The following is a 23,030-nucleotide window of genomic DNA, read 5'->3' on the forward strand; positions in this document are numbered from 1 at the left end:
GTTTGGAGTGCTCTAAAATTGAACAACTATAGAAACCCTTCTAACCACAAACCTAAGAATGTTCCCACATAATTTCCGATAATATAACCTAGCGTACCCACAATAAGGATAGGAGCCACCAAGTTTCTCCATCCCTTCGCAATTGCAAGTGCAGCCGCCGTAGTTGGCCCACCGATATTTGCATTTACTGCTAAGAGTGTTTCTTCTAATTCAAACTTGAAAATTTTTGCCCCTACTAAGGAAACAACCAGATTAATCACCACAATAATAAAGGCAAATACTAATAAAAGAGGTGCATTCTCGATAATTAATGGAATAGAAGCAGGAATACCAATTACTACAAAAAAGATATGGATTAAATAAGTTCCAATTTCCTGACTTCCACGTAACTCGTCAAAAAACTTCGGAAACAACAACAACGCTGAAAATGTTAACGTAGTTAGCATTAGATATTGGTCACCTATTAAGCCATTAACAAGATTCAGTAGAAAATTTACATTCTCTCCTGATGGTATTAGCGTATCGAACCAACCAGAAACTTTCTTTGCCACAATAACCAAAGCGAAAGCAATTCCCACAGATAAAGCGATATCTTTTAACGATATTTCTTTTGCCTTCCAATATGCCTTCGCTAAATTCTCATCCTTTGTTGTCCCCTCCGCTTCCAACAAGTCAATATGTGGCGTTTTATATTTACTTCGGAAGAAATGGATAGTAGGAATAAACATTAAGATAACAAATAATAATGCCATATTTAAATTGTCCGCTACTACTGCTGAAGATACCAGCTCACCAGGAGTTTCAAACTTAGCTGCCATTGCAGCAAAGTTAACCCCTCCTCCTATATAACTTGCGCTGAACATAGCTGAAAGCTTATCGAGCATTGGGATATGATTCTTTAAAGCGAAAAAAGCTAAAATTGTTCCTGCTACCGTACCAATCGAGCTGATCAAGAAGATCAACAAAAGCCTTCCGCTTTCTCTGAATAGCTTTTTAATATTCACATGGAATAAAAGTAATGGAATAGCTAATGGAACAATAATTCCCCAAACAGAATCATAAACAGCAGACTCAGTTGGAATAATACCCGTATTGGACAGCAAGATAGCAATCAACAGCGCGATGATAGCTCCTGTCATCTTAGCAGCCCAGCTAAAACGCTGCTCTAAAAAAATACTCAAGGATGCAACAATCACAATGATGCCCCAAAGCGTGATTGTATCATCTGCCTGTATGAGCGTTTGACTCATCGTTTTCCTCCCCCTTGTTATGTATATACTATATTATTATAACTCGATAAATCAGATTATTCAAAAATCAATACAAAAAGCTCTATTCTTTTTCTAAAATAAGAGCCTTTCTTTGTATAATCTTTATTAATCGAGGACGGTTATATCGTTGAGCTATGTTTATCGGCATATCATGTTTTTATCGCTATTGTTTTCTCCCAGACAGGGGTTGGAATTTCCCATAGCATCAGTGCCCCACTAGCTATACCAATCACAATTAGCAATAAAACAAATATAAATATTACTTGTAGCATCGTAAGCCCTCCGATCATCTCTTCTGCTCTTCTGCTACAATAAGCTCACTTACCTGTTGCCCGCTAAGTGTCACCATCGGCATTCCACCGCCAGGATTCACTGAGCCACCTACAAAGTATAGATTTTGATAAAGCGAGCTCTTCTTCGGATGCTTAAATCCTTTATTTTTCTTTTTAGAGGATAACGTTCCGTAGATTGAGCCTTTATGAGAATAATAGGTACGCTGGATGTCTTCAGGAGTCCACATATCCTCCGTTACAATGTGCTCACGAAGCCCTACTAGCCCCATATTCTCTAGCTTTATGAGTACTCGTTTCCTTAGTTCTCTATAGTCCGCCTCTGTATACGGCTTATCCTGTATATACGGTATATGAGGTAAGATTTTAATATTCTCGTGTCCAGCAGGTGCCTGACTTAGATCCGTTTTGTTTACATTTACTAAGTAGATGGTTGGGTCATCTGGTAACTCATATCGATGAAACACTTGATCCATTTGCCTTTTCAAATCTTTAGAGAAGAAAAAATTATGATGTCTTAGCTGAGGATATTGTTTATTTACCCCCAAATGCAATACGAGCCCCGAGCTTGATGGCTCAAACTTCTTCTCTAGCTTTTCTACAGTATTCGAATCCTCCTGGAGAAGCTGCTCATAGGCAGGAATCACCTCCATATTCGAGATAAAATAATCTGCAGAATGCTTTGTGCCATCAGAAAGCTCAATGGCCGTTACTTTTTCGCCATCTTTTATTAACCTAGTTACTTCTTTTCCAGTATGAAAAGATATTCCCAGCTCTTGCCCCAACTTCCCCATCCCTTTTGCAATACCATGCATTCCACCTGATACATACCAGACACCTTGTGCATGCTGCATATAAATCATCATATTTAATACTGCAGGTGCATCATAGGGGGAAGAACCAACATATTTAATAAAATAAGAAAGCATTGTTCTCAAGTTGGGGTTGCTAATTCGCTTTTCAATCGCATCATACATCGTAGAGAAATAGTCGAACCCTTTCATCGACTCTATAATTCCATGGTGCTTAAATATGTCCATGGTAGTATCTAGCCCTTTATTCAAATAGCCGTCCTCTGTTACCTCATAGATTTTTTGTGCATACGCTAAAAACGCTTCATATTCTTCCATATCTTTTTTGGTAAGCGAGAGATTTTCGGATTCCATTTTTTCTAGGCTGCCATATAAATCAATAATCGATCCATCTGTAAAAAATGAACGCCATTCATGCTCAAGACGAATAGCCGGAATATAGTCAGACATTTGCCTATTACTAGAAGTAAAAAGCTTCATGAAAATATGCGGCATTGTTAGAATAGAGGGTCCTAAATCAAAGCCAAAGCCATCCTGCTCCAGCCTGTTTAACTTCCCACCCAAATGATTATTTTTTTCAAACAAGGATACCTTATATCCTTTTTGTGCCAAGGAGATGGCAGCCGATAAACCGCCTAGCCCCCCGCCGATTATAATGACGCTCTTAGTCATCAGGAAAACACCTTCTTTGTTAAATCTTGTTGAGTGGATTGATAAATCTTTTGCATTTCCGCTGGACTAATAAAGTTTCTTGTATGAAAACAATCATACTGATTATTACGTACAGCCTGTAAAATACCTCTATATATTCTTGCAGAGAGCATTACTTGAAAACGACTATCCTCGTCGAAGCTGTTAATTGAGGAGTCGAATTGATCGTAAAGTTCCTCTGCTCGCTGCGCAAGACTTTCCCATATGTTAATAAAAGGACGGTTGATACTAGCCTGATGTATCTCCTCTACTCCATAACCTTCTGCCGTCATTAAATCATTGGGTAGGTAAACTCTTTTTTTAAACTGATAGTCCTCCCCAATATCTCTTAAAATATTTGTAATCTGCATAGCAATACCCAGATTGATCGCCTGCTCCTTCAGACGTAACGATGTATCCTTTGCAAGCACCGGCAACAGCATAAGCCCAACAGTACCAGCTACATAGTAGCTATACCTCTCCAAATCATCTAAAGACCTCGGAGTTTGAAAATCTAAATCCATTCTCTGACCCTTTAACTGTTTATAGAAGGGGCGAATATCCATATCGTATCGATTAAATACATCTCGAAGCGCCTTCCACATGGGATGGTTTAGCTCTTCATTCTCTTCAAATAATCTAAGCTCTATTTCGAGTTGGTTAAGGGCCGTTAATCTACTAGACTTTGTATCATTATTATCTACACAATCATCTGCCCTTCTACAAAATGTATAAATCGCAAAGACAGCGTTAGCTTTTTCCTCAGGTAGACCCTTGAAGGCAAAATAAAAGCTTTTGGAATGCTCTTTTATTATTTCTTCACAGTAACGATAATCATTTTTGACTTCGCATAAATTTTGGGCAATCATCTTGGTTCGCCTCCTCTTATTGTCCAGCTATACTCTGGATAGCTGAATTGTGTTTAGTTTGCAGCAAGCTCCAGGGTTGATTTCTTCACAAATTCATAGCCTCGGTCGTCTAGTAATAGCTCCTCGGTCGCAATTTTCGCTGATAATAACACAATCGGCACACCCGCTCCGGGATGTGTACTGCTCCCAGTAAAATAGAGATTTTCACAATCCTTTGCCTTACTTTGTGGTCGTAAATGATTACTCTGTGTGAGAGTAGGTCTTAGGCCAAAGCATGCTCCGTTATAAGCATTAAACTTGGACTCAAAATCTGGTGGAATCATATAAGTTTCGGTTACTATTTCATTTTCTATATTTTCTAATCCCCTAACATTCTTCAAGGCATCCAGAACCTTTTCCCTATAATGCTTTGTAATTTCCTCTGTCCATTCATACTTTGCCGATGAAAGCTCTGGTACAGGCACTAATATATATAAGCCATCCTTTCCTTCTGGAGCAAGGGTTGGGTCTAGCTTCGATGCAGCATAGACATAAAAGGAAGGGTTCTCTAGGAGATCTCCTTCAAAAATGCCATTTAGGTTTGCCTGTAGCTCCTCCGTTATAAAAAAATTATGGACGTTATCTAACTCTTCATATTTGCGATTCATCCCAAGATACATCACAAAACAAGAGCAAGAGTACTTCATTCGGTCAATTTTCTTATCTGTATATTTCCCTTTCGATTGTTCATCCTTTACCAAGTGCTTCATTGCATAAGGAAAATCCGCATTGCACATGACGTAATCTGCAAGTATCTCCTCGCCTTTCACTCGTATGCCATAAGCCTTTTGATCCTTGATCAAGATTTCATCGACAGAGGCATTAGTATGAATTGTTCCACCAAGTTCTTTAAATAATCGCACCATTGCTGAAGCCATGGTGTACATCCCACCTTTTATAAACCAGACCCCATACAGCATTTCAATCATCGGGATGATGGTGTAAAGAGATGGACCACTATAAGGAGAAATACCAATGTATAAGGTTTGGAAGCTTAAAATTTGTTTGATTCTCTCGTTTTTCACGTACTTACCGATGAAGTGATCAGCACTGTCGAAGGTTTTCAGCTTCAACATCTGTCGTATTGTCTTTAAATTATAGAAATCAGAAAAATTTCGAAACGGTCTTTGTAAGAAGTGATTTTTTGCTACCAGATATCGCTGGTAGATTTCTTGTAAATATTTTAAGAATCCATCAGCATCCTCTTCACTAATTTTTTCAAGCGTCTTCATTAACTCTGTTAGGTCAGAGGATATATCATATTTTTCTTCTGCCTTGGCACCAAAATAGGTAGTATACATAGGATCTAGCTTTTGCATCGGGATATAGTCATCCGGGTTTCGACCTGCCAGTTCAAACACTTCTCTATACAGCTCTGGCATCATCACAATGCTAGGTCCTAAATCGAATCGGTAACCATCTAACTCAATTCGGTTCATCTTTCCGCCAGGCATGGCTTCTTTTTCATATAGCTCCACCTCATACCCTGCATGCTGAAGCCGAATGGCACTCGCCAATCCAGCTACCCCCGCACCAACTACTACGACCTTTTTCATCTATAACGACCTCTTTCCCTTTAGCTATCACCATTTAATTTTTTTATTTGAAAAGCTATTATGTTTCCCATTATTCAGAAACATTATACAAAAGTCAATAGTTTTGTATAATGTTTTATATAAATATATTATACAAAGTTTGTATAACCTTTTGATGATGGATGTAAACATTGAGGGTTCGAGGATTGTGAAGTGAAATGAGTGTTCTAGAAGGAATCGCTGGAGGAAGTAAGAAGATTTAGTAATCGAACTGCTATCAATCCACCATTTTAATACCATTCGATTTCAGCGATAGATTGGTTGTTTCGAGCAGTAGCTACCCCTTTCCGCGCGATAGGGTTTCATCGCGCAATAGAGTAGCTGTTTCGAGCAGTAGAGATCCATTACCGCGCAGTAAGGCATTCGGAACGAGCAGTAGCCAACCCTTTCCGCGCGATAGGATTTCATTCGCGCAATAGAGTAGCTGTTTCGAGCAGTAGAGACACATTACCGCACAGTAAGGCACTTGGAACGAGCAGTAGCCAACCCTTTCCGCGCGATAGGATTTCATTCGCGCAATAGAGTAGCTGTTTCGAGCAGTAGACACACATTACCGCACAGTAAGGCACTTGGAACGAGCAGTAGCCAACCCTTTCCGCGCGATAGGATTTGATTCGCGCAATAGAGTAGTTGTTTCGAGCGGTAGAGATCCATTACCGCGCAGTAAGGCACTTGGAACGAGCAGTAGAGATCCCTTTCCGCGCGATAGCTTTCTCCCTTACCTTAGCAAACGGCTCTATTCACTCAAAACAACAAAAAACCGACTCCCAAAAGAGTCGGTTTCATTTTTTATAAGTCTTTTTTAAATAGCTTTCCTGGCCAGTAAGACCATTTTCCAAACACGGTAATTAAAGCAGGTACCAATAATGGTCGTACAATGAATGTATCTAGTAATACACCAATTGCTGTAACGATACCGAATTGAACAAGCAATTGAATCGGTAGGGAAGCCAATACTCCAAAGGTACCAGCTAAGATCAACCCTGCGGAAGTGATTACTGCCCCAGTTGAAGCTACGCCTCCAGCAATAGAATCCTTATGCGTTTTTCCACGCTTCCGATTCTTCCATATCTCACTAATCATGAAGATATTATAGTCATTTCCAAGAGCAATGATGAACACAAAGCTATATAAAGGAATAGAACTTGCCATTGCTTCATGACCAAGTAATCCATGAATGATTAACCAGCCAGCTCCAAGTGCCGCAAAGAAGGATACAAGCACCGTAGCCATCAGCTGAATGGATGTTACAAGTGCACGTAAATATACAACCAATACGAGGAAGATGATAATGATCATTACAGGTTGAATCAGTGTTTCATCAGCCTTTTGAACTTCCTTTGTATCAAGTTGAGCGCTTGTTTCTCCGCCTATCCAGTACTCTCCTGAAATATTTGCTTCCTTCAGAATTTCCTCGACATCTTTCTTCATCTGTACAATGTCGTCCATTGCTTCGTTAGAATATGGATTTTTGTTTAAATCCACCTCATACAACTGAATATCTGGATTTTTTTCTCCTGTACGAACCTCATTTACAAGATCAATATAAGGCAACGCCAAAAGCTGCTCCGTAATATTTAATTCCCGTCCTTGCGTATCCACAAGTAATTCAACAGGCGCTAGCTCTCCAGGTGTGAAGTTTTCTTCAATTATCGTAAAACCTTCACGAGAAGAAATATCCTCCGGGAAGGAAGAAAGTAAATCATAGTTATACTTTATATTGGTAGATGCTATTGCTAGTGCAATTAACACAATACCGGAAATAAGAATAACGCGCCAAGGCTTATTCGTGACAAAATCACCAATCTTACGCATATAACGATGATTGACCTTTTGTGGCTTATACGGTTTATTTTTCTTTTCAGCATACGCTTTCCCTAGCTCTTCTGTTCTTGGGACAAACGGCCAGAATGCCCCACGACCTAAAAATGCTAAGACTGCTGGTAATAAAGTTACAACAGCAAAGCCAGTTAATAAAACTCCAAAGCTAAATGGCACTGCAAAACGTTGGAAAGCACCATAGTCGGCAAGACCAAGCGTTGCAAGTCCGATAACCACTGTTAACCCACTCATGACAATAGCGCCAGTTGATTCTCGAACAGCTATCGCAAGTGCAGTATATTTATTGCTCTCAGTTAAAAGAATATCTCGATATCGGGTGATGAGGAATAAGCAATAGTCTGTACCGGCACCAAATAGCAATACAATCATAATTGCCACAGCTTGCGCATCCTTATCAATCCAACCACTCTCAGCCATCCATCCAAGCAGCGGACTTACTACTAAGAATGCCACTCCTACCACAATCAATGGAATCAATGCTAGAATTGGAGAACGATAAATCAACAACAAGATTACTAATATGATGATAACCGTTGCAATCATCAATTGAACGTCTGCAGATTTAAATAAATCTGTAGCATCGACCGATATACCTACTGGCCCTGAATAGCGAGCGTGCAGTACATCTTCATCTAATTTGGTTTCATAAGGGTTAACCCCAAGCTGTTCTTCTGTTATTTCTGTTATTTTTGCTAAATTTTCTTTTAAGGTTTCCGTATTTGTTGAAGTATCAAAGAAAATAGGCGTTACAATAGACGCACCATTTTCTGAAAGAGAACCCATCAAAGCTTGAGTCGGCATTTGATCAAAAGGAGGAATGGATTCCTGACCAGGAAGCGGATTTTGCCCTAGCTCTCCGTAAAGCTTCTGAATTCCTTCTAAATCCGAGAGCTCTAAACCTGCTTCCTTATACCATACGATAAGCAAGGGTATCCCTGAATCAGAAGGAAATTCCTCGCTGATTATCTTGTCTGCCTGTATGGACATAACATCCTCTGGCAGGTCGTCACCAGCAAAATTTTCAACGCTATTTACTTGCGGGAAAATTAGGGCTAACAAAATAGCTGCGGCTAGCCACAAGGCTACAACAACCCAGCGTGTTTTTGGGCCTCCCATGATTTCTCCCCATCGTTCAAGGGGGTGTTTCTTCATGTCTCTTACCTCTTTTCTCTCTCATAGTACCATTACCTCTTAACTACATTTCTGGTAGCTTCACACCTAAAAATGCTTTAGAAATAATAGTTTTTTTATATCTTCCTAGCTTTGAAGTATACCATATTTCGGTATTCTATTGGCAACCGCAAAGACTTATGAAATGTGTCCTAAAGGTACCCTTTATAGAATGTGCTAACCCTCTATCATCGGGATATAAGGAATTTCCTTCCCCTCCACAACTGCGATCAATATGCTCGTATCTGTCACAAAAATTTTCGTTCCTACCGGTAGAACATTTGCCGATTTATCTGTGAACTTTTCCGTTTCACTTGTCTGATTTGTTATCTCTCCTGCTACCTCTTTCATTTGGAAAAGTGTATTTTGTACCCACTCTACATCTGAACCATTCGAATATACAATACCATCCCAATAAAAGATATCTGCATTTCCCTTAGAAAGGTAGTCTACAGGCTTTGGATTTTCAATAGGTACCAATTTAGTAGTAGCTGCCTCATTCCCTTGGTCAGAGCACCCTGCAAGTAAAAGAAAGATAAATAGAAGTAATGAAAGTCTGTTCAATTTGTGGAAAACCTCCTGATAAGCATTTTCCAAATTATACAATATAATGATACTAACTAGGTATAAATTGCATGACAAGGATACAGAGTTAGAGAATGAGAAAAATAAACATATTATATCGTCCATAATAATTATCTTATTTGCCCTTTATTTGAGTTAGCTTTTATTAACGTAAGTTGACACTGGTTTTGTCATCAGGTTAAAGCATAAACAAAAAGCCTATAAAACCTCTAAACGATAGAGGTTCTATAGGACAAATCATTATTTAAATCTTATTAAATACATCGCTCTATCTTCTCCTTCTCCATTTACTACTAGTGTCCCTTGCTCAGTAAATCTAGGCTTCACTAAACGCTCAGAAATCGTGGGAAGCTTCGAATGTCGCTTAAGCTCTTTGCCATCACGCTTAAAAAGCTGTATAGAGTTACTGTCTCCCTTGCGTACAGATATGGCAAAATTTTCTCCGTCTGTTGCATATCCATCAATCCCAACGTTCGTTTTTAGTTGTTGATGCTTACCGGTATTCATTTCAATTTCTCCAATAAACCCTGGCGTTTCATCATCCCATGAGTATCCATAAATTCGGTTATCCTTTAAGGTGAGAGACTGGACATTCGTATAAGGAAATACATAGCTGCCTACTAACTCTCCCTTCACAAAATCAATGACCTTGACGAGGGTTTGAGAAGAGTCTTCCTTTTCCTCAGGAATTGCTATGAGGTTTCCTTCTATTACAGATCGGCTGCTACCCCCTCCATTAATTGCAAGTAAAGACTCTCTCCGAGAGTTCTGTAAATTGTGTTTAAAATAATAGGGCTGTGCATTCTCAAAGCCCATATACATTAGGGTATCTCCCTTCAATTCAATACCAACAAAATAATCATCTTCTAAAACTTTCATATCCTTTGTCTCTCGATTGAACACATGAATCTTTTCATTATTATCTACTGACTGTGTCCAAACAAGCCAATCCTCCGAAACGGCATAGTCGTATATTATTCCTGTCTCGGAAGTATCTACAATTAGTGTTTCTTTCTTTGAAGTAACATCAAAAGAGTAAAAGCCGTTCGCCGTATTATAAATAAATTCATTTGTTCCATCGATATACGTAGATCTAATCAGCGAATCATACGCTTCCTCTGGAAAAACGACCTTTTCAATCGTATAATCTTTCTCCATAAATGCCTGCTGAATATATGGTGCTCCTAACAAGATAGCGACTAATAATGCAAGTGCTCCTATGATCACTGGCTTCCAATTTTGTCGGACCTTCTTTGGAGAACCTTGTAGCTTCTTTCGAGTATTTGTTATAATACGCTCCCTACTTCCCTTCGTATCTCTTAACGGGGTTAATCGATAATTATTCATGCAATAGAACCTCCCACTCTTCCTTGGCTAGCCTTTTTTGCAGTAAATCTTTCCCTGCTGATAATCTAGATTTCACGGTGCTCTCAGGACGGTTCAATAGCTCGGCAATCTCTTTTATAGATAAGTCCTCCAAATAATAGTAAACAATCGCCTCACGCTGCTTTATTGGCAAGGATAAAATAGCTTCATCCAGTGCATTCAGCTCATCCTTTTGCACGAGTCCGTCTTTCTGCACTGTTTTCTCTTTGAATAGTAGTTTAGCAGCAAGCTTTACTTTACGATAACCCCAGCTTCTCAAATAATCCTTACAGGCATTGGCTGTCATTCGAGATAAGTAAGCCCTTAAATTTCCCTGCTCCTCATAACTAGAGGTATATAGCTTCACAAATACATCTTGTACAATATCCTCCGCCACATATGAATCTTTCACATAATAATAGGCAATGCGATACAGCAAATCTGTGTACTCCAGCATCCCTCTTTCAACTAATTCTGATTGGCTCAACGCTTCCCCTTCCTTCCTTACAATACATAAACGGAGCTAGATGGTGAAAAGACGAAAATGAAGATAAATTTCTATAACCTTACTTCGAAAATAGTAGCTAGAAAAGGAACAAAAAGATGAAATATAGTCACCATACATAATTAGCCCTAAAATGTTCATAACTCTTTGTGAAAAAAGATGCAAAAGGATGGTATTCACTCAAATGATTAGGTAATATTAGTTCTGGTGAACAGATAAGGAGTTATAATTACAATGAAAAAACAATCTCAAAGATCATTATGGGCACAAGTAGTGAAGACTGGCATTATAAAATCCAATCTCATACCGATGATTGCCGGACTAATGCTTGCATTATATACGTATAATTATAGTTTCATTGAGAATATTTGGAATGTCATTTTTACAATTATAGGGACAGCTGCAATCATCGGAGCTGCTGGTTCTTTCAATAATATTTATGACCGAGATATAGATGCCATTATGGCTCGTACAAAGGTTCGTCCAACAGTCACTGGCACAATCTCTATAAAACAGGTGGCCATTATGGCAAGCCTCTTATTAGTGGGGGGACTTATTTTATTATATTGGACCTCACCCTTAACTGCTTTACTTGGTTTACTAGGGGTATTCTTCTATGTAGTGCCTTATACAATGTGGACAAAACGTCATACAATTTGGAACACAGAGGTTGGCAGTATATCAGGAGCGATGCCTCCTTTAATTGGTTGGTCAGCAGTGGCACCAGATATTTGGCATCCTGCATGCTGGGCCTTAGTGTTCATCATGGTCATTTGGCAAATGCCACATTTCTATGCAATCGCTATTCGGAAACACGCTGACTATGCTGCAGCCAATATTCCGATGCTGCCTGTCGTAAAAAGCGCGAAAAGAACCTATATTCAAACCAATTTTTACTTGATTCTCTTAGTGTTATCTAGCTTTTTATTTTTACCACTAAGCTTAGGGCTGACACTAGTTTCTCTTATATTAGGTCTTATTTGGTTAGGATTAAGCTTGTTCGGCGCACGAAAAATGGAAATGAAGGTTTGGGCAAATAAAATGTTCGTCTTTTCCCTCCTTCATATGACGACCATCTACTTTACTGTAATCATATACTCCATTATTGGATTGATCTCTCACGCTTTCTAAAGTAACATTCTTCTATAAACAAGAAGAAAAGCGTCTAAACCTTTGTAATAAAGGTTTTAGACGCTTTTTCTTTTACTCATACGGAGTAAGAATCTTATGTCATGTATACAATATCTCCATCATCTTCATCTTGAATTTCCCCGACAACTTCAGAAAGGATATCTTCCATTGTCAATAATCCCACGATAGTACCCTTACCGTCCGTCACAACAGCCATATGTTTATGTGTTTGTTGCATCTTTAAGAACACTTCCTTAATAGTCGCCGTGCTTTTAAAACGAGGGATTTCATGGATGAAGGACGTAATATCCTTCGTACGCCCAACAGCTATATCATTCAACATTTCCTTCGTATTAATAAAACCTATGACATCATTCTTCTTTTTTGTTACATCAATAACAGGATATCTAGTATATTCAAATTCTTCGATAACCGCTACCATTTGTTCAAGCGTTTGCTGTTTTTCTAGCATGATAACCTCAGAGCGAGGAATCATAATATCTAGTAGTTGACGAGAATCAAACGCAAAAATATTTTCCAGGTAAGCTAGCTCCGTCTGGTTTATTTCGCCACCTTCATAGCTTTGAGTTACAATCATTTTCAACTCTTCCTCTGAATATACCTCGTTATGTCCAGCAGGCTTTACACCGAAAGCCTTTAATAGCAGACGAGCAGAGCCGTTTAAAACCGAAATAAATGGCTTTGAAACCTGACCAAACCAATAAAGTGTGGGCGCTAAGAAAAGTGTCATTTTATCAGCATATTGAATTGCCAATGTTTTTGGCATTAATTCCCCTAATACCACATGTAAAAATGTTACAACTGATAATGCAATCACATAAGACAATGCAGTAGACAGCGTCTCTCCCATGTTTAAGAAATCAAATACAGGAGCCAGCATTTTTTCAACAGTTGGTTCCCCGAGAGCTCCTAAAACTAACGCTGTAATCGTTATACCAAGTTGACAGGCAGATAGATAATAATCAAGATCTTGTGTTACCTTCTTAGCGAGCACCGCTTTCTTATTTCCTTCTGAGATAAGCTGATCTAATCGTGACATACGTACTTTTAAAATCGCAAATTCTGCACCTACAAAAAACGCTGTAAGTAAGATGAATAAAGCGACTAATGCTAAATTTACTATAATTATACTGTCCAATATATTCCCTTAGTAAAAGGGATTCACCTCCATTAATAACCGTAATTATTGTTTAAAAACATCTTGTTTAAAGACTACCTCTTTAATATGATAGTTTTCTACTTCACCGATCACCCATAAATGATCACCATGCTTTATTTCTAATCCCTCAGTTATCTCTGAAGCATCTTTCAAAACAGCCTGAAGCAGCCAACCACCAATTGTATCAATTTCTTCTGTGTCCTCGAAATCGAGACCAAAGCGGTCCTCTAAATCTTCTAATAATACACGGTTATTAATAGTGTATTCTTGCTCACCTGTCTTTCGGATTTCATCTACTTCATCTTCATCGAATTCATCTCGAATCTCTCCGACAAGCTCTTCTAATATATCTTCCAACGTTAAAATACCAGCTGTACCACCATACTCATCAATTACCAATGCTATATGTACACGTTCCTTTTGCATTTTCAAAAGGGCATCTTGAATTGGCGTTTGTTCAAATACAAATGGAATTGCTCTTATAAAGTCAGTCAATACAACTGGTCTATTCGTTACAATTCTAGTAAGCAATTTATTTGCATTGACAAAACCAATAATTTTATCTTTATCATTTTCTTCTACCACTGGATAACGAGTATAATTATGTTCATCTAAAATCGATAAAATCTCTTTGGTATCCATATTTTTATCAATTGTTACAAGCTCTTGACGAGAAATCATAATATCTTTGACAACATGTTCATCGAAGGCAAATACATTTTCCATGTATTCTAATTCTTGCTTATCAATCTCTCCTCCTTGAAAACTTTGTGCCATGATAATTTTTAATTCTTCTTCAGAGTATGCTTGATCTTCGCTTGCTGCTTTCACACCAACTGCACGTAGGAAATAGCGAGATGTTCCGTTTAAAGCTTTAATAAATGGATTCATCACCTTACCAAAATAGTATAGTGGTGGCGCTAGCATTAAAGTAACTTTTTCTGAGAACTGAATCGCCAATGTTTTTGGAGCCATTTCTCCCACAACAACGTGTAAATAACTTACTACTGCAAGTGATATTGCGTATGACAAGACATTCATGAGTGTTTCAGGTGTATTCATCCATTCAAACACGGGATACATTAATTGCTTCACATAAGGTTTTGTAAAAGCTCCTAAGCCAAGTGCTGTAATCGTGATCCCTAATTGACATGCTGATAAATAATAGTCCAGGTCACTTACAACCTTTTGAGCAATAACAGCTTTTTTATTCCCTTCTTCAATCAGCTGATTAATTCTTGATTTACGAATTTTCACTACTGCAAATTCCGCTGCGACGAAAAAAGCTGTCAGTCCTAAAAAGATAATTAATAAAATAATGTTTACGATACTCGAGTCCAATATGTTCCCTCAAATGAGGGATTCACCTCCGTTTTTTTACAAAGCTTTAGATTTTGTTACTCTAAAGCAATAAATATAGTATACGAAAACGTCCACTATATAGTTTCATAATATCAAAAATTTTTATTATAAACGAGTAATACCCCTTACGTCATAGCTCTAATTTGTGTATGTATGAGTAACCAGCCAATTTTTTGTATACTATAACTAAAACATACTAGAAAGGCTTTACAATGAAACAAACTATCTTTTCTATCTTACAAAGCGAGCATTCATTCGATTGGCTCTATCAATTTTTAGCGATGGCATTTGTCTCTATGGTGCCATTTGCTCCGATACCATTGGTAGCTGCCTTGATAGCTGGACAGCATTCCTTCAAAATAGGATTACTGATCAATATGACAGGTACGATTACGGGAGCGGTTATTTTATTTTTACTCAGTAAAAATGTATTGCGTAATATCGCAATGAAATATTTAGCAAAACGACAGACATTCACAAAATATCTTCAGCTAATTGAGACTAACAGCTTTTTAGCGGTCTTCCTTGGTCGTATCATTCCAATTATGCCTTCTGCCGGCGTTAATTTAATAGCTGGCATCTCGAATGTCCGACTGTTTCCCTTTATCGCCGCTACCTTTTTAGGAAAACTCCCGACCATTTTAGGGTTTTCATTGGCAGGTCATCAAATGGCAACAGGAAACTGGCACTCTCTTTTGGTCATTGCATTGTACCTTTTAGCTTTGTTTTTACTAGGAAATAAGCTCAAAAAGAAATGGCAAAAGTAAAATTAGAGAATAAAAAATGCATCAAAACCTTTTCTTGCAAGGTTCTGATGCATTTTCCGTTTAATAGTTGCTCTCTAGTAGCAACTTTTCTACACAATAAAAGCAAAGTACAAAATGAATAACAAACAAAGCATATACATAATTGGATGAACTTCTTTATAACGCTTTTGTGCTACTAAACAAATTGGATAAAGAACAAAGCCTAGTCCAATCCCGATTGCTACACTAGAAGTCAGAGGCATCATAATAATGGTTAAAAAAGAAGGAATGACGACCTCTAACTTTTTCCAATTTATTTTACTAATTTCCATAGCCATTAATGCACCGACAATAATTAAAGCAGCTGATGTAACTTCCACGGAAATTACTGCAACAAGCGGAGAAAAGAATAAAGCAACCAGAAAACATGCTGCAACAATAATAGACGTAAAGCCCGTTCTTCCTCCTACCGCAATACCCGCAGAAGATTCAATACTTGTAGCCGGTGTCGATGTACCTAATACAGCGCCAATTGCTGCAGCAGAAGAATCGGCAAGTAATCCCTTTCCGATATTCGGGATAGTATTCCCTTTCATCATTCCTGCTTGACTAGTAAGTGCGATTAATGCACCAGCTGTGTCAAAAAAAGCAACGATTAAAAAAGTGAAAATAACCGTCAGTATTTCAGGGGTAAAAATATCATCTAAATGGGAAAAGACGACACCAAATGTTGGTTCAAGGCTCGGTATATTCCCAACAACGGATGAAGGAACTTCAATCAATCCGAAAAGCATACCTACAACCGTTGTGATAACCATTCCGTAGAAAATGCCACCTTTTACGTCTCGAACTAACAGAACGATTGTAATGACAAGGCCGAGAATTGCAAGTAAGGTCATTGGTGAATTTAAATCCCCGATTGAAACAAATGTATCTGGATTCCCTATAATAATTCCACCGTTTTTTAAGCCAATGAATGTGATGAAGAATCCAATCCCAGAAGCTATCGCATATTTTAAATCGATTGGAATAATATTAATAATCTTCTCTCGGATCTTCAGTAGACTTAATACCATAAAAATAATCCCTGCTACAAACACTCCTGTTAAAGCAACTTGCCATTCTATCCCCATTCCAATGCAAACAGAAAAAGTGAAAAATGAATTCAATCCCATACTAGGCGCAATGGCAATTGGAAAGTTAGCAAGCAATCCCATCATTAGCGTTCCGATGATTGCCGTAAGGGCAGTTGCAGTGAATACTGCCCCACTATCCATCCCAGATTGGCTAAGAATAATTGGATTTACGACTAATATATAAGCGATAGATAGGAAGGTCGTTACTCCTGCGATTGTTTCCTGCTTATAGGACGTATTCCGTTCTGTAAATTTAAAAAAGTTTCTCATGATGTAGTCTCCTATATGCTAGATTTAAAGATGGTCCAATCTCCCTTGATATAAAAAAAGCTTTGACCACTATTTGGCCAAAGCTTATCTACGAAATGGAATAAAGATTAAATACATTTCCCATTCCTTGTAGACAGCTATTTATGGTAGCTAGTAGAAACTTTCAAGCCATATTCTTGAAATTATACAAGGTGTATCTATTCAGTTTAAAAATTATAGTAGAATAATAACAAGGTTAGCATAATAGGTCAATAGAATATTGAAATGTTCTTAAATTCTAATAATACTAAATGTTGAGAAACTACTCAATATAAGGAAAAATTTATCATCCTATCCCTCTTGTTTAAGGGAACACTAGGGTAAGGTTTAACTCTTTATCGATTCATACATCATACTATCGGTTTTCTATTTGTACTGTTAATTCTTCAAATGTTTCTATAAGAGATTCTGTCTCCCAACCAAATTCATTTGCATTTTTGATATCTATTCCAACTTCACTTAATAATTGGCCTAATTGTTCAAAATCGTTAATGTCCTGCTCGGATATATTACTATAACTATCAAATGTGTCCATTGGATAAGGTCGATATTCACTCAAAACACCCCATAACTGCCTAAGAATTTCCAAATCTTTATCTGAAAGTGTATTCGAAGTGGCAGCAATATTCATACTAAGAGAAATACCTTCTATAGTATTAATTACTTCATCAGTAACCAAACTTGGATTTGCCCAATCATTATCACTTTGGTGTGTAATTTTATTGTTCAATGTAAATAAATTATCGGCGACATCCAATACAAGGACACGTTCTGTAACATAATTCATTTGATTAAATCCCCAAGCTACTATTGAAATCAATAAGACATTTAAAATTATGGAAGCTCTAATTAATATTCGAATTTTTTTACTCATTTTATCCTCCTGCCTTTTTAAATAGAAAGTTAGGTTACTTTTTAAACTGATTATACCTAATTTTACCATTTAGCAAGGTCGATCATATACTTAATTTCCAAATAAATGTAACAGTAGATTTATGACATTATTTTTTTAATAAAGAAAAGCGCTCCAAACCCTTGACATAGAAGGATTTGAAGCGCTTTTCAGTTAGTGAAATTTTTCTAAATAATTACGTCCCGGGAGGGATTCGAACCCCCGACCGACGGCTTAGAAGGCCGTTGCTCTATCCTGCTGAGCTACCGAGACATTTTTCTTTCCTATCAAATCTGATGGGAAAGACAAAATTTATTATATAATGATAACTATTGAATGTCAATCGTATTTTGAGAAATTTAGAAAATACCTTTTTCTATTTCCTTATTTTCCTCATCGTAAAATGTAACGACCCAGTTGGAGTCAGTCTTTTCAAGCAAGGCATAGCTCTTTTCCTTGCGACCACGAGGATTTGTTAAGCTGCCTGGGTTCACAAAGAGTATTCCGTCCTGCAGTTCTGCTCCCAATAGATGCGAATGACCAAAGCATACAACCGTAGCCTCAACCTCTTTCGCCCGATAAAAAAGAGGCATTAGCGTACTTTTTACGTTATGCTTATGACCATGAACTACTAAAAATCTCTCCTGATTTAGCTCCAGAATTCTTTCCTCTGGATAATGTTCATCAAAATCACAGTTACCTCGTACAATCTGAATTTCTTTATTGTCAAAATAAGCAGCTTCTAGCTCGCTATCACCACAATGAATGATTAGGTCAACATCCTGATTGTTGGCTATCACATGCTCCATTCTACGCTTGTCGCCATGTGTGTCGCTAATAACGAGTATTTTCATCCAATCACCCCAATAATTCTGTTAGTCTGGAGGATAACTGTTTAAGTGCATTTCCACGGTGAGATATAGCACCTTTTTCCTCAGGAGATAGCTCGGCCATCATTTTCCCTTCACTAGGTACAAAGAAAATTGGATCATAGCCGAACCCGTTTGTCCCTCTTCGCTCAGTTGCGATAATGCCTTCACATGTTCCTCGGACTGTAAATGGCTCGATGGATGGAGAGGCAACTGCAATTGCGCAAACAAAGCGAGCTGTTCTTTCGCTCTCAGGAACACCCTGAAGCTCTTCTAACACTTTTTGCATGTTTGCCTCATCACTCTTCTCTTCTCCTGCATATCGGGCAGAATAAACGCCTGGGCGGCCATCTAATGCGTCAATCTCAAGACCACTGTCATCCGCGATGACGATTGCCTGTAAATACTCTGCTAGAGCTCTCGCTTTTAATAATGCATTTTCTTCAAATGTTGTACCTGTTTCTTCCACATCCATATGCTCTGCTACGTCATGTAGCGTTAATACTTGATAACCATGTGGATGAAATAATGCTTCAAAATCCTTGGCTTTTCCTTTATTTTTTGTTGCGATAATAATTTGTTTCATTATGCATTCTCTCCCTCACCGATTTTATTCGCAAGGTCACCTAACGCAGCCTTTTGTATTTCAATTAATTGTTGGATGCCGTATTCACCATACTCCAACAGCTCATGTAGATCCTTCCTTGAGAAAGTCGCTTCCTCTCCTGTACCTTGAAGCTCCACGAACTCTCCATTGCCCGTTTGTATGATATTCATATCAACTGCAGCAGCTGAGTCCTCTTGATAGTTTAAATCAAGGACAACACCAATCTCTTCGACTACGCCAACGCTTGTCGCCGCTAGGAATTGTCGAACTGGGAATGTCGGAAGCTCTTTTTCTACGTATAGCTTATGTAAAGCAATCGTAAGGGCTACAAATGCGCCGGTGATACTGGCAGTTCTTGTCCCTCCATCTGCTTGAATGACATCACAGTCAATCCAGATAGTCTTTTCTCCGATTAATTCCAGGTCAACGACTGAACGCAGTGCTCGTCCGATTAGACGCTGAATTTCCATTGTGCGACCTGTGACCTTGCCTTTACTTGATTCACGCTGCGTACGAGCTTCTGTAGCCCTTGGGAGCATAGAGTACTCTGCAGTGATCCAGCCTTTTCCCTGTCCTCTTAAAAATGGTGGTACTCTGTCCTCGATTGTCGCATTACAGATGACCTTTGTATTTCCCACGGAAATGAGAACAGATCCCTCTGGGTGCATTAAATAATTGGTATCGATTTTTACTTCTCTTAGTTGCTTTGGTTGTCGTCCATCAATTCTGCTCATCATATTCTCCTTTAATGTTTTGGACAAAAGAAGACCCCGCTATCTGAAATCTTCTAACAGGGTCCTTTTTAAAATGAAATTGTTCTTACGTCAGCGTTTGGTATTGCTAACCATTTTTCTGCAATTGTTTTAAATATCGGTACAGAGCCAGTTGTATAGAATATAGGCGTCTTCATCCCTTTTTCAGGATGGTGCAACTGATGATAATCTAAGTACTCCTTCACATCATGCGCAGTTTCCTCCGCAGAGGATAGTACATGTATAGTATCACCAACCGCCTCTTCAATATGCTTTTGCAGTAGCGGATAATGTGTACAGCCCAAGATGACCGTATCGAATTGCTCCGTTTTTAAGGGAGCGAGAGCTTCAAAAACCATCTTTCTTGCAAACTCACCCTCGTACTCATTACTTTCTACGATGGGAACAAATGTTGGACAAGCTAATCCAATTATCTTGCTGGAGGAATGAAGAGCAGCTATCGCTTCTTCATAAGCTCCGCTTTTAATTGTACCGCTTGTACCTAATACTACAATTTCATGTGTTTTCGTTGCTTTACTAGCTGCACGCGCCCCTGGAAAAATAACGCCAATCACAGGGAATGGCATTTTCTTACTTAAAGAGTTGAGTGCTACCGCAGTTGCAGTATTGCATGCTATCACTAGCATTTTAATATTCATTTTAGACAGGGCGAGAGCCATCTGCCACGTAAACTTTCGTACCTCTTCACTCGACCTCGGCCCATATGGGCATCTTGCTGTATCGCCAATATATATAATTTCTTCGTCTGGGAGGAGTCGCATGATTTCTTTTGCTACAGTTAATCCTCCGACTCCGGAATCTATCACACCTATTGGGGCTTTCACGTTAATTCCTCAGTTCTTCATCGCTTGATGTAATTTTTCTAATAAAGTTGATAAATTTGCTACTTGTTCTGGTTCGAATTGCTTTAAAACCTCTTCAAGGTATTGCTGTCGCTTTTCAATTACCTCTTGGATAATTCTTTCTCCTTCCACTAGAAGGTGAATGCGAACAACCCGACGATCCTGTTCGTCTCTCACCCGCTGGACTAACTCATTTTTCTCCATTCGATCAATGAGGTCCGTGGTTGTGCTAAAAGCTAAGTACATTTTATTTGATAATTCCCCAATTGTCATATCACCATGCTCATAGAGCCATTGCAATGCAACAAATTGTGGAGGTGTAATTGTATAAGAATTAAGGATTTGACGCCCTTTTTGTTTAATAATACCGGAAATATGTCGAAGCTCTTTTTCTATAAAAGCAACATCTTCCAGGTTTTGCTTAACCATGTTTGTTTCCTCTGCCATATGCTTCACTCCTCAAAACAATACATCTATCTATTATTGTGAACTGTTCTGAGGAAAATGGCAAGGATTCATATTAATCCAATGACAATTCACCCAACCTTAATAGTTCAACAATTGCTTGTGATCTTCCAGAAACGCCAAGTTTTTGGATGGTGTTCGAAATATGGTTTCTAACAGTCTTTTCACTAATAGATAGCTGAATTGAAATATCCTTTGTAGAATTGTCCTCTACGAGTAATTGAAAAATTTGACGTTCTCTACTCGTCAATATTGATCGTTGCTGATTTCCATCGTACAATGCCATAGCCCCCTATCCGCTCTCCTTCTAACGTATGTAGGGTATATAGAGGTGGTGACGGCTACAGAATACTCTTTTCAAAAACTTTTCGTTCTTCTTCCGTCCATTTTGCAGCTTTTCCCGTTTTTCTTTCAATTTGTACGATCGTACCTCTTCCAGTAAACACAGTTTCATCTTTCGCATTTTTCGCCATATAATGAATATCTACAGAAGAGCCACCAATAGAATTCGCCTTCACATAAATACGTAGCTTTTCATCAAAGAAAACCTGCTTGACGTAATCACATTGAAGATCTGCTACTACAGGTATTTTTTCTCCCTTGGGATTCAACCAGTCATTCATTAGTTTGATATGTTTAAAATATTCAATACGGGCATATTCAAAATAAGCAAAATTGACGGTGTTATTTAAGTGACCGTACATATCCGTTTCAGAAAAACGAACACTTACCTCTGAATAAAAAGAAAACTCTTTCTCCCATGTTGCTAAATCTTCTATGTATGATGCTCTCATTACTTCATCCCCTTTTCCTTTGTCACAAAATGAATAGTTATTCATTTTTATTATTGTAACAAAGAAAGAAAAAAACTGCATAGAATTTTTTGTTCTACGCAGTTTTATATTATATTAGTCTACCATGTTATCGCTTCCGAAGAAGTTTCTAAACATTTGAACTGTTGTATCACGGTTAAGCGCAGCAATTGAAGTTGTTAATGGAATACCTTTTGGACATGCGATGACACAGTTTTGTGCGTTACCACAGTTTGCAAGGCCTCCATCTCCCATGATTGCATTTAAGCGCTCGTCTTTGTTCATCGCACCAGTTGGATGAGCATTAAACAAACGTACTTGTGAAAGTGGAGCTGGTCCAATAAATGAAGCACTTTCATTTACATTTGGACACGCTTCTAAACAAACACCACAAGTCATACATTTGGAAAGCTCGTAAGCCCATTGGCGTTTACGCTCTGGCATACGTGGTCCCTCACCAAGATCATAAGATCCATCGATTGGTACCCATGCTTTTACTTTTTTCAAAGCGTCAAACATACGGCTTCTATCAATTTGAAGGTCACGTACTACTGGAAACGTTCTCATTGGTTCCAATTTGATTGGCTGCGTCAACTGATCAATTAGAGTAGAACAAGATTGACGTGGACGACCATTAATAACCATCGAACATGCTCCACACACTTCTTCAAGACAGTTCATGTCCCAAGTAACAGGTGCAGTAGCTTTCCCCTCAGCGTTTACTGGGTTGTTACGGATTTCCATTAATGCGGAGATAACGTTCATATTTGGACGCCAATTTACTTCGAATTTTTCCCAATATGGTTTAGATTCTGGAGTATCCTGACGGAAAATTTCAAGCTGTACTTTTTTTGTTTCCGTAGCTGTCACCAT

General features: G+C 38.3%; 23 protein-coding genes, 1 tRNA gene and 1 riboswitch. Of the genes, 2 read left to right on the forward strand and 22 right to left on the reverse strand.

The annotated features are described in order from the left end of the window. Positions 1-26 precede the first annotated feature (26 nt). From AC1VU3_RS10770 to AC1VU3_RS10810, 9 genes are all read right to left on the reverse strand, one after another. On the reverse strand, positions 27-1,250 hold the full coding sequence (locus AC1VU3_RS10770; RefSeq protein WP_482983467.1) for a DUF819 family protein: 1,224 nt from the start codon (positions 1,248-1,250) through the stop codon (positions 27-29). 170 nt (positions 1,251-1,420) lie between these two features. Beyond that, positions 1,421-1,543 carry a hypothetical protein gene (locus AC1VU3_RS10775; RefSeq protein ID WP_482983468.1) on the reverse strand — a complete coding sequence of 41 codons (123 nt, stop codon included), beginning with the start codon at positions 1,541-1,543 and terminating at the stop codon, positions 1,421-1,423. A gap of 14 nt (positions 1,544-1,557) precedes the next feature. Beyond that, positions 1,558-3,045, reverse strand: a complete 1,488-nt coding sequence (locus AC1VU3_RS10780; RefSeq protein WP_482983469.1) for a phytoene desaturase family protein — start codon at positions 3,043-3,045, stop codon at positions 1,558-1,560. Next, positions 3,045-3,932 carry a phytoene/squalene synthase family protein gene (locus tag AC1VU3_RS10785; RefSeq protein WP_482983470.1) on the reverse strand — a complete coding sequence of 296 codons (888 nt, stop codon included), beginning with the start codon at positions 3,930-3,932 and terminating at the stop codon, positions 3,045-3,047. The genes AC1VU3_RS10780 and AC1VU3_RS10785 overlap by 1 nt, the downstream gene beginning before the upstream one ends. A gap of 53 nt (positions 3,933-3,985) precedes the next feature. Further along, positions 3,986-5,527 carry a phytoene desaturase family protein gene (locus tag AC1VU3_RS10790; RefSeq protein ID WP_482983471.1) on the reverse strand — a complete coding sequence of 514 codons (1,542 nt, stop codon included), beginning with the start codon at positions 5,525-5,527 and terminating at the stop codon, positions 3,986-3,988. 828 nt (positions 5,528-6,355) lie between these two features. Then, complete coding sequence (locus AC1VU3_RS10795; protein ID WP_482983472.1) at positions 6,356-8,560, reverse strand: MMPL family transporter; 2,205 nt, start codon at positions 8,558-8,560, stop codon at positions 6,356-6,358. A 195-nt stretch (positions 8,561-8,755) separates the two neighbouring features. Further along, positions 8,756-9,142 carry a hypothetical protein gene (locus AC1VU3_RS10800; RefSeq protein WP_482983473.1) on the reverse strand — a complete coding sequence of 129 codons (387 nt, stop codon included), beginning with the start codon at positions 9,140-9,142 and terminating at the stop codon, positions 8,756-8,758. 261 nt (positions 9,143-9,403) lie between these two features. After that, the gene (locus AC1VU3_RS10805; RefSeq protein ID WP_482983474.1) at positions 9,404-10,510 is read right to left on the reverse strand and encodes a hypothetical protein; all 1,107 of its coding nucleotides are present in this window, start codon (positions 10,508-10,510) and stop codon (positions 9,404-9,406) included. Then, positions 10,503-11,015 carry an RNA polymerase sigma factor gene (locus AC1VU3_RS10810; protein WP_482983475.1) on the reverse strand — a complete coding sequence of 171 codons (513 nt, stop codon included), beginning with the start codon at positions 11,013-11,015 and terminating at the stop codon, positions 10,503-10,505. Before AC1VU3_RS10810 ends, AC1VU3_RS10805 begins: the two co-directional genes overlap by 8 nt. A gap of 252 nt (positions 11,016-11,267) precedes the next feature. On the opposite strand from AC1VU3_RS10810, the gene cyoE reads away from it, so the two are divergent. Next, a complete protein-coding gene (gene cyoE / locus AC1VU3_RS10815; protein WP_482983476.1) occupies positions 11,268-12,164 on the forward strand; it encodes a heme o synthase in 897 nt (298 codons plus the stop codon). A gap of 94 nt (positions 12,165-12,258) precedes the next feature. On the opposite strand, the gene AC1VU3_RS10820 is transcribed toward cyoE, so the two are convergent. Both AC1VU3_RS10820 and AC1VU3_RS10825 read right to left on the reverse strand, forming a co-directional pair. Continuing rightward, positions 12,259-13,323 carry a hemolysin family protein gene (locus AC1VU3_RS10820; RefSeq protein ID WP_482983477.1) on the reverse strand — a complete coding sequence of 355 codons (1,065 nt, stop codon included), beginning with the start codon at positions 13,321-13,323 and terminating at the stop codon, positions 12,259-12,261. Between the two features lie 45 nt (positions 13,324-13,368). Beyond that, on the reverse strand, positions 13,369-14,685 hold the full coding sequence (locus AC1VU3_RS10825; RefSeq protein WP_482983478.1) for a hemolysin family protein: 1,317 nt from the start codon (positions 14,683-14,685) through the stop codon (positions 13,369-13,371). Positions 14,686-14,918: 233 nt separating this feature from the next. Here AC1VU3_RS10825 and AC1VU3_RS10830 point away from each other — a divergent pair, with 233 nt between their 5' ends. Beyond that, entirely contained in the window at positions 14,919-15,473 is a 555-nt protein-coding gene (locus AC1VU3_RS10830) for a TVP38/TMEM64 family protein (RefSeq protein WP_482983479.1), read from the forward strand. Between the two features lie 89 nt (positions 15,474-15,562). Here the strand turns inward: AC1VU3_RS10830 and AC1VU3_RS10835 are convergent, their stop codons facing one another. The 11 genes from AC1VU3_RS10835 to sdhB all read right to left on the reverse strand — a co-directional run bounded on the left by AC1VU3_RS10835 (position 15,563) and on the right by sdhB (position 23,030). Beyond that, entirely contained in the window at positions 15,563-16,858 is a 1,296-nt protein-coding gene (locus tag AC1VU3_RS10835) for an NCS2 family permease (protein WP_482983480.1), read from the reverse strand. Positions 16,859-16,968: 110 nt separating this feature from the next. Then, positions 16,969-17,068: riboswitch (purine riboswitch) on the reverse strand. Positions 17,069-17,252: 184 nt separating this feature from the next. Next, on the reverse strand, positions 17,253-17,771 hold the full coding sequence (locus AC1VU3_RS10840) for a hypothetical protein (protein ID WP_482983481.1): 519 nt from the start codon (positions 17,769-17,771) through the stop codon (positions 17,253-17,255). 217 nt (positions 17,772-17,988) lie between these two features. Then, positions 17,989-18,062, reverse strand: a tRNA-Arg gene (locus tag AC1VU3_RS10845). An 86-nt stretch (positions 18,063-18,148) separates the two neighbouring features. Continuing rightward, on the reverse strand, positions 18,149-18,643 hold the full coding sequence (locus AC1VU3_RS10850) for a metallophosphoesterase family protein (RefSeq protein WP_480387438.1): 495 nt from the start codon (positions 18,641-18,643) through the stop codon (positions 18,149-18,151). Positions 18,644-18,647: 4 nt separating this feature from the next. Further along, complete coding sequence (locus tag AC1VU3_RS10855; protein ID WP_482983482.1) at positions 18,648-19,244, reverse strand: XTP/dITP diphosphatase; 597 nt, start codon at positions 19,242-19,244, stop codon at positions 18,648-18,650. Further along, entirely contained in the window at positions 19,244-19,999 is a 756-nt protein-coding gene (gene rph / locus AC1VU3_RS10860; protein ID WP_482983483.1) for a ribonuclease PH, read from the reverse strand. The genes AC1VU3_RS10855 and rph overlap by 1 nt, the downstream gene beginning before the upstream one ends. Positions 20,000-20,067: 68 nt before the next feature. Then, positions 20,068-20,862 (reverse strand): glutamate racemase, encoded by a 795-nt coding sequence (racE, locus tag AC1VU3_RS10865; protein ID WP_482983484.1) that lies wholly within the window; start codon positions 20,860-20,862, stop codon positions 20,068-20,070. A 9-nt stretch (positions 20,863-20,871) separates the two neighbouring features. Further along, positions 20,872-21,327 carry a MarR family winged helix-turn-helix transcriptional regulator gene (locus AC1VU3_RS10870; protein ID WP_480387434.1) on the reverse strand — a complete coding sequence of 152 codons (456 nt, stop codon included), beginning with the start codon at positions 21,325-21,327 and terminating at the stop codon, positions 20,872-20,874. 73 nt (positions 21,328-21,400) lie between these two features. Continuing rightward, a complete protein-coding gene (locus tag AC1VU3_RS10875; protein WP_480387433.1) occupies positions 21,401-21,625 on the reverse strand; it encodes a helix-turn-helix domain-containing protein in 225 nt (74 codons plus the stop codon). A 61-nt stretch (positions 21,626-21,686) separates the two neighbouring features. Beyond that, positions 21,687-22,139: an acyl-CoA thioesterase gene (locus AC1VU3_RS10880; RefSeq protein ID WP_480387432.1), complete on the reverse strand. Its 453-nt coding sequence runs from the start codon at positions 22,137-22,139 to the stop codon at positions 21,687-21,689. Between the two features lie 114 nt (positions 22,140-22,253). Further along, positions 22,254-23,030, reverse strand: coding sequence for a succinate dehydrogenase iron-sulfur subunit (gene sdhB / locus AC1VU3_RS10885; protein ID WP_482983485.1), 777 nt, complete (start codon positions 23,028-23,030; stop codon positions 22,254-22,256).

It is taken from the genome of Psychrobacillus sp. Z16_25 (assembly GCF_056856695.1).